This window comes from Klebsiella sp. C349492, from assembly GCF_042055345.1.
Lineage (GTDB): Bacteria > Pseudomonadota > Gammaproteobacteria > Enterobacterales > Enterobacteriaceae > Klebsiella > Klebsiella scottii.
Map to the genome: position 1 here is coordinate 73,193 of NZ_JANQCE010000011.1, position 6,000 is coordinate 79,192.

A 6,000-nucleotide genomic window follows, 5' to 3' on the forward strand; every position below is an offset into this window, starting at 1 on the left:
CTGTGTGCCAGAAGCGGACTTTTTAAAAATATTGCGTGCCCAACAATTGGGCGCAGGTCACATCAAGTACCCTCAGAATTATAGAGAATACCTGAAATTTTTGTAGAGCGAGGTTTGTTACCCTGCCCGACCAGCGACATGTGGTTAGTTTAGTGATCAGAAATGTCGAGCGTTTGGTCGTTCATTGACGCGGGATCTTCCAACGGTTCCACATGAGTGGTGATATGGATAAAAGGCAGTGCGGTGCGGATATCATTCTCTATACGCTCGGCCCAGTCGTGCCCATATTGAACAGTCCATCGCCCAGGAACTAGGATGTGCATTGTCATAAACGCCCGCCCGCCAGCCTGGCGTGTACGTAGTGCATGGAAATCAAGCCCCTGTTCACGATATCCTGCCAGCAGTGACTCGATTTTTTTGAGTTCTTCCGTGGGTAGCGATACGTCCATCAGACCTGCAGCTGAACGACTCATAAGCTGATAACCAGTCCAAACGATGTTGGCTGCGACCAGCAATGCAACGATCGGATCGACCCAAAACCAGCCGGTCAGATAAACCAGTCCGACACCAAAAATGACACCGACCGACGTCCAGACATCGGTCAGCAGGTGATGAGCATCTGCCTCAAGAGTGATAGAGTTGTGCTGCCTGCCAGCCCTTAACAAAATGCGAGCCGTCACAAAATTAAGGATTGATGCGACTGTTGAAACCAGTAATCCGAGACCAATCTCCTCAAGCGGCTGTGGAGTTAACATCCGCTCAACTGCGGTATAGGCGATACTGGCTGCCGCCAATAGGATCAGAAATCCTTCGAAAGCACTCGAGAAATATTCGGCTTTGCCGTGCCCATATGCATGGTTCTCATCGGCCGGAAGCGCAGCCAAGGTCAGCATCCAGAGCGCCATTAGGGCTCCTGCGAGGTTAACTACGGATTCGATGGCATCAGATAGCAGACCGACCGAACCGGTCATTTTCCACGCCACACCTTTGAGTCCGATAGTGGCAATAGCCGTGGCAATGGAAAGCCAAGCGTAGTGCGTCAGCGGACGAGGTAACCCTTTTGTTTTAGTCATTATTAACTTCCTAAAATAGGACGACTAACTCACATTTCTATCCATGATAGATAATTAAACAATCATTTCGCCATGAATATTTTTTCGTTTTTATTAAATTTAATTAAAAAGTCTCTGCAAGTGCTGTTTCATCTTCTAGTAAACTAAATTTTATTTTTAGGGTTTTCTTCAACTTGAAGTAATATTATCTCACAACAGATTAGTCACTTAGGTTAACTGAGCGGCTTTTATATTTTTCAATTAAAATATGCAAAACTCCCATTGCACCATGTGCATAAAAATAGACCTCAATGAAAGTAGTAAAGAACTTATGCCAGTGGATTACTGTTTCAGCCAGATTTGACTGCATGGTATTCAACAAGAACCATAGGCCACCTGAAAGTGCTACAATTAGCAATGCTAGAACTCCAAATCCTTGGATTGTACTGGCAATACCTCCCGAATGTGCATCGGGCAGTCGGAAACTAGTCAACGTTTTTATATCTTGCTTAATACCACTAAAGTCAAGCCCTACCCATGAAAAATAATAAGTAAAACCTCTTTGAGTAAGCATCCAACTTAACATAATAAAACCACAAATAATCAGTCCTAACCCTGAAATAATGTGCATCCAGGTTATAACTCCTTCAAGACTATGTTCACCAATTGCTTCGGTCTCTGTCAGATTAGAGTTAATAATTTGTGATAATATTAGAAATGCCACAATGATGTGAAGAATACGAAAAAAAGGAGCGTAATCATGGGGTAATAGATTCCAGAGTCGCAATTTCATTAATGAGTCCTTAGTAAATTTATCGATGATCTTAATCATACAAAAGAATCATTAGGATAACCTTAATTCTTAAAATTGCAGCAGGCATTAGTTCACCTCTGATATGGCCACTTGCGAAATGGGAATGGTAACTGTTATTACTATGTGTTTACTTGCTGTTCTTGTTACGCAGCCCCTTAAACACATTACTTTCAAATATGATTTCCTGCTGGGTTTAAATATGTGTCTTTCTATAGTGCGGCAACCTATTTTTACACCAACTCATGAATTAAATAAGAATCATAAATTAAATGAGAGGTTTAATTCTCTTGCTTAACGCGATGATATTAAATGGAAATTTTAATTTTTGTAATTTATTAAACAGTTAGAATGAGACATGGTAAATACGATCTTCCTTTAGATAATTCTGATAGCACTTTTTCTACTGGGCAGTCTGCAATGTCCGCTTCTCGCTCAAAGCTGCCTGTCAAAGTGGTCAAGCTCTACCACAGCTCAGAGGTACAAAAAATCACCTTAACGTACAATAATTTTCGATATCCAAACTGACCCCTTAATGAAGGGAAGCTAACGAAAGATGTCATCAATAAAGTATCCGAAGGCGCCAGGTTTGAATCTAAAACAATCGATACGATTAACAGCACGCTGGAAGATATTAATAAAATAGCCACAGATATTGGTCTGACGGGAACGCCAGGCATCATTATTATGCCTGTTAAGGGTGCTACGGAAGAAAATACGACCGTATTTTCAGGCATGACAGAGGCTGAGAATCTCCAGCAGGCAATAAATAAAGCGAAGGGGAAATAACGGATATGAAACATTCAGCCATTTCAGGGGTTTTGTCGGTATGTTTACTGGTTTCCGGCGGTGCGGTTGCCCAGCCAACCGTTCAGGCTGGATTTTCCCCGGAAGGTTCGGCGCTGCAGTTGGTACTGAACACCATCGATACCGCACAGAAGAGTATCAGGTTGATGGGATACAGCTTTACGTCCCCGGAAGTGTCCCGTTCGCTGATTCAGGCGAAGCAGCGGGGTGTCGACGTGAAAGTGGTACTCGACTGGAAAGCGAATAATGCGAAAGGGAGCGCCGGTGCGGCAGCGATGAATTTGCTGGTCAACGCCGGCATCCCAGTGCGTACGGTCAGCCAGTTTAAAATCATGCATGACAAGGTCATCATCACCGACGGTCGAAACGTGGAAACCGGGTCATTCAATTTCTCCCGCGCAGCCGCGCGCAGTAACTCAGAAAATGCACTGGTCATCCGGGATTATCCCGTCCTGGCTGATACCTACCTGCAGCACTGGCAATCCCGGTGGGAGATGGGGGAGGACTGGAGGAGTACTTATTAAATGCGCTGTAACTACTGAGAATCCTCGCTTAAAAGGTAGCGCTGCGCCAACATCGTTATCTTTCATTTTGTAATTTCGTCTTCACCGATATCCCGCAGTTAAAATTTTAGAAAAATTATCTTTCAAATTGAAAGTAAGCTATTGATTTGCAGGATATGTAAGAGTTGTAGTATTCTCCTTTTCAGACTCAATCAGTAACCTGGAGAGGTGGGTATGCCACAGCCAGAAGATGTTGTCTCTTCCTCAAAGAATTCAAAACGCTCTCAGCGCAAAAGCCATCCAATGAGCGGTTCTGAACGGCAACAGAATTTTGTTGCACGCAGGCGAGAAACCCACAAAGAAATTAAAATTCTTGTTCCTAACGAGTTAAAAACGAAATTTCTGGAAATGTGTGCATCAAGCGGCTTAAGCCAGGCCGAGTTATTCAGCAAATTGATTCAGGATGCTGAGTCAAAAAACGTTATGGGATAACAACCTTGCTTGTATAAGAGGGTGGTGCTAGATTACTGAAAGTTTAGATTTTCATGGCTGGCCACGCCGTAAGGTGGCAGGGAACTGGTTCTGTAGAAAGGTTTTTCTAGAATCATAAAGCAAAAACCCCGATAATCTTCTTCATTCTTGGCGGAGCGAAAAGATTACCGGGGCCTACTAAAACTGCATAGAGTTTGTTGCTCTATGCAGGGAGTATAGATTTATGCTCAGAAAAGTTCAATACCTTCTGTGCGCACTCCTTCCATGCAACATAAGCGCAGGAAGCGGTGACTGACCAGGATGCCAAAGATTCATTCCATTACGTTCAGGTAAAAAATGCCGAACCGCGTTTTTTGGCGCGTGAAGGTAAAAAGACACTGCCGTTTTGTCGTAAGCTGATGGCCAAAGCCGAAGGCTTCACCTCTACTTTTGATTTTTCAATCCATGTTGCCTTTGCCCGCTCACTGGGTATGCGCCGGCGTATGCCTCCGGTTCTGCGCCGGCGTGCGATTGATGCGCTTCTCCAGGCAATGTGCTTTCATTATGATCCGCTTGCCAATCGCGTTCAGCGCTCGATTACCAATATGGCCATCGAGTGCGGACTGGCCACGGAATCCGCCAGTGGAAACCTGTCTATCTCGCGAGCGACCCGCGCGCTGCGGTTTATGTCTGAGCTGGGGTTGATCACCTATACAACGGAATACGACCCACAGATCGGCTGCAACATCCCGACGGATATGACGTTCACGCCGGCTCTTTTTCAGGCTCTGGATGTGTCAGATGTGGCTGTCGTGGCCGCACGTCGTAGTCGCGTGGAGTGGGAAAACAAACAACGCAAAAAACAAAGCCTGCCGCAGCTGGGGATGGATGAACTGATCGCCAAATCCTGGCGATTTGTACGCGAGCGTTTTCGCAGCTACCAGGCTGAGCGTAAATCTCATGGCCAGAAGCGGGCGACCGCCCGCCGGGATGCTTCGCGCCAGCGTCAGGATATCGTAACGCGTGTTCGTCAGCAGCTGACCCGGGAATATGCTACCGGCCGCTTTAGAGGCGACCATGACGCGCTGAAGCGCGAGGTTGAGCGCCGCGTGACTGAACGGATGCTTATGTCCCGGGGCAATAACTATACCCGCCTGGCGCCGTACCCCGACCCCATATAACCCTCCTGTTTTTGTTATCCGGCTGGCGCCGGAGACTTTCGCACGTCTGTCTCCCGGGCGCGGCTGATTTCTGCCCACTTTTATGATGGCCACACCGGTCAGCGTCAAATTATCCAGCGTCGAGGATGAAATTTCCGGCTCAGGATGCCGGCTTTTGGGGCGGATTTTACTTATCCCCATTTAAGTGCAAGGGAACTATTCATAAGGCTACCACCGACAGGCTTTCAGGCTGCCTGTCGTAGAGGGGTACAGACCGCATGGTTCCCTTTAAATACCTGCTCTGTACCTCTTTTAAAGATCTGAATCTCTTTCGTCTCAAGGACCAACCTGTTCGTCGTCTGTCCTGTGGACAGTCTCAATGAGGCCTTCGCTAACAGCGGTCGCAAGCGTCCGCGTCGCTCAGATCCAGAAGTACCTCCCGCCGGCAAGCGACGGGCATATAGCCAGCGCACATATTAGTTACATCATTCAATGAATCCCTTTTTAAAAACACGGGCGCCGTTCTGCGACCCCGAGCCCCTCCCCACCACTGAAAAGCGCCGCCGCCCCCGGCCGAAGGCCGGGGAAGACATCGCTTTTAATGATGGGTGTTGTAACTACTCTTCTTCGTCGCTGTGGGTGGAGCTGCGGTTAGTTGTCTGGTACACGCTCGTAAGCGGCCCTACGGCCCGCTAACGCGGAGATACGCCCCGACTGCGGCTACGCCTTGTCGGGGCCACTCCGACCGCGTACAGCAGCTTCAGTGTTGTTTTTTGATGCGGTAATTCGGGTCTGGCAGGAAGGGGGGAGATTACGGCTAAAGCCGTAATGCTTTTTTTGTCCTCGCTTCGCTGCGGGGTCTCCGGCGTAAACGCCTCCCATGCGCTGACGCGCATCTGAAACATGATTAAGCAACGTGAACTTTATGCTCAATTGTGAAAATTTAATGGACATAAAATTACTAATTATTACATTTAATTGCATAACATTTCAGAAGAGGAGTTTTTGATGACGTGTTTGTCCTTTGCCAGGTATGGCTTTTTGCTTGCCGGTCTGATATCAACAGCTCTTTGAATCGCCACGGGTTTAACAGACACCTCAGAGTCATTTAAGATGGCTTAAAGAGAGGTGCCCATGAGCGGTAAGCGTTATCCCGAAGAGTTTAAAACTGAAGCAGTCAAACAGGTTGTTGATCG

The 6,000-nt window shown here is 46.9% G+C and carries 6 protein-coding genes; 4 read left to right on the plus strand and 2 right to left on the minus strand.

Features of this window, described 5'->3' with window-relative positions:
• Window positions 1-149: 149 nt before the first annotated feature.
• Window positions 150-1,073 (minus strand): cation diffusion facilitator family transporter, encoded by a 924-nt coding sequence (locus NWP14_RS26780; RefSeq protein ID WP_000167917.1) that lies wholly within the window; start codon window positions 1,071-1,073, stop codon window positions 150-152.
• A 199-nt stretch (window positions 1,074-1,272) separates the two neighbouring features.
• Complete coding sequence (locus NWP14_RS26785) at window positions 1,273-1,845, minus strand: cytochrome b/b6 domain-containing protein (protein ID WP_001515348.1); 573 nt, start codon at window positions 1,843-1,845, stop codon at window positions 1,273-1,275.
• An 812-nt stretch (window positions 1,846-2,657) separates the two neighbouring features.
• Here NWP14_RS26785 and NWP14_RS26790 point away from each other — a divergent pair.
• From NWP14_RS26790 to repA (NWP14_RS26805), 4 genes are all read left to right on the plus strand, one after another.
• On the plus strand, window positions 2,658-3,194 hold the full coding sequence (locus tag NWP14_RS26790) for a phospholipase D family protein (RefSeq protein WP_064361013.1): 537 nt from the start codon (window positions 2,658-2,660) through the stop codon (window positions 3,192-3,194).
• A gap of 213 nt (window positions 3,195-3,407) precedes the next feature.
• Window positions 3,408-3,665, plus strand: a complete 258-nt coding sequence (repA, locus tag NWP14_RS26795; protein WP_064361014.1) for a replication regulatory protein RepA — start codon at window positions 3,408-3,410, stop codon at window positions 3,663-3,665.
• A 223-nt stretch (window positions 3,666-3,888) separates the two neighbouring features.
• Window positions 3,889-3,960 carry a RepA leader peptide Tap gene (gene tap / locus NWP14_RS26800; RefSeq protein WP_072351837.1) on the plus strand — a complete coding sequence of 24 codons (72 nt, stop codon included), beginning with the start codon at window positions 3,889-3,891 and terminating at the stop codon, window positions 3,958-3,960.
• A complete protein-coding gene (repA, locus tag NWP14_RS26805; protein ID WP_064361015.1) occupies window positions 3,953-4,825 on the plus strand; it encodes an incFII family plasmid replication initiator RepA in 873 nt (290 codons plus the stop codon). The genes tap and repA (NWP14_RS26805) overlap by 8 nt, the downstream gene beginning before the upstream one ends.
• Window positions 4,826-6,000: the final 1,175 nt, after the last annotated feature.